This is a genomic window from Actinoplanes regularis (genome assembly GCF_900188005.1).
Lineage (GTDB): Bacteria > Actinomycetota > Actinomycetes > Mycobacteriales > Micromonosporaceae > Actinoplanes > Actinoplanes regularis.
Genome location: NZ_FZNR01000071.1, coordinates 1 through 1,438 on the forward strand (window position 1 = coordinate 1; position 1,438 = coordinate 1,438).

Below are 1,438 nucleotides of genomic sequence, written 5' to 3' on the forward strand. Positions count from 1 at the left end.
GGATCAGGTCGTCGGTCGGCTCGCCGCGGCCGGAGTAGCGGTTGGCCAGGTGACGCGCGAGAGGCAGCCAGGCCTCGATCGCCTTGTCCCGCAGCGCGGCCCGGGACGGGTGTCCGGCCGGCATCGCGGACATCGCGTTGAGCAGTTCCGCCGCGCTGTCCACGGGGCTTTCGGCGCTGGCGGCCGTCGCCGGGGCGACAGTCGTCGAAGTCTCCATGACGGTCATGTGTGGTCCTCCCTGATGCCTCTGCCCCGAACCCGATCCGCTTGTGAGTGGATCCGGCCGGTCGGGCGTCTTCACCTACGGGCGACACGGTTCGACCATCAACCGCCGCCCGCACACGCTTGTCCGTTCGGTTGCGCTCACCATAACCGGTCGTCTGATGAAAGACTAGCCGAAAGTATGAGTGACACTCGGCCGAGTGGCGTGGTGGGCGTCGATGTTCGTGAACCGGTCGGACCACTGCGGTTTTCGGCCGACTCAGCAAGATGGACGCATGACCCCGGTGCTGTTGCGGCAGTGGACTCTCGATCAGGTCCACGAGCTGCGGACACTCCGTACCGGGCTGCGCGAGCAACTCGACGACCCCGAGCTCCTCGAGTGGATGACGGTGATCGCCACCGAACTCTGCGAGCGGATGGCCGTGGTCGCCACCGAGCTCGCCACGAACGCGTTGCGGCACGGCCGGCCACCGGTGGTCGTCCGGTTGCTCGCCGAGCCGAGCAAGCTGACCCTGGACGTGTCGGATCTCGACCTGGTCGGGGAGCCCGCCTTCGACTCGCGCCGCCCGATCGGCCAGGGCGGGCTCGGCCTGCTTCTGGTCCGTAGCTTCGCGGCGGAGAGTGGCTGGTACCGGAGCGACCACGCCAAACACATCTGGGCGAGCTTCTAGCGCCCGCAGTGAAGAGGTGGGTGAGGCACGTTCAATAGTTGACTTTCTGAATCTGCCTCATCACACGGCGAACAATTTCCGCAGAGTCCCCATCGGCCCCATCTCTGCGACCAGCGGCTTCGTCACGAGCCCGGGTAACCGTCGCAGCGGGCCCATCAACAACACCGGTGTCAGACCGGGCGGGTCGATTTGGCGTTGCGTGGGCGACCGGGTAATGTTCTCCGAGCCGGCAGGGAAACGGGCGAGCGGAGAGATTCGCAGCGGCCGTCCTGCCAAACCCCCCAAGATTTAGCGCGACACTTCGTCGTGTAAGGTTCTGCGGGGATCGAGCGAGATTAGCTTTCGACCAAGTCTGAGGGAAACCCCGGATTTGGTAGAACGAAATCGCGAGGGTAAAGTTGAACGAGTGCCCCGGAGGGCGGGCCGCGGATAACGCGGTTTGTTTGATGGTGTGCGGTTGTTCTTTGAGAACTCAACAGGGTGCTTGATAAGCCAGTGCCAATTATGGCAATACCCCGGCCTATCTCTTTCGGGAGTGGGTTGGA

General features: G+C 64.5%; 1 protein-coding gene and 1 pseudogene. One reads left to right on the forward strand and one right to left on the reverse strand.

The genetic code is table 11. The features are described from left to right. Window positions 1–226 (reverse strand): annotated as a pseudogene (locus tag CHC09_RS44820) (RNA polymerase sigma factor SigF); the annotation flags it as partial. 271 nt (window positions 227–497) lie between these two features. On the opposite strand from CHC09_RS44820, the gene CHC09_RS44825 reads away from it, so the two are divergent. Then, window positions 498–893 (forward strand): ATP-binding protein, encoded by a 396-nt coding sequence (locus CHC09_RS44825; protein ID WP_089299361.1) that lies wholly within the window; start codon window positions 498–500, stop codon window positions 891–893. The last annotated feature ends 545 nt before the right edge of the window (window positions 894–1,438 follow it).

What these genes read in the sequence shown, in the direction of transcription:
- CHC09_RS44825 (WP_089299361.1), top strand. Translation starts at nt 498, where the DNA reads ATGACCCCGGTGCTGTTGCGGCAGTGGACTCTCGATCAGGTCCACGAG.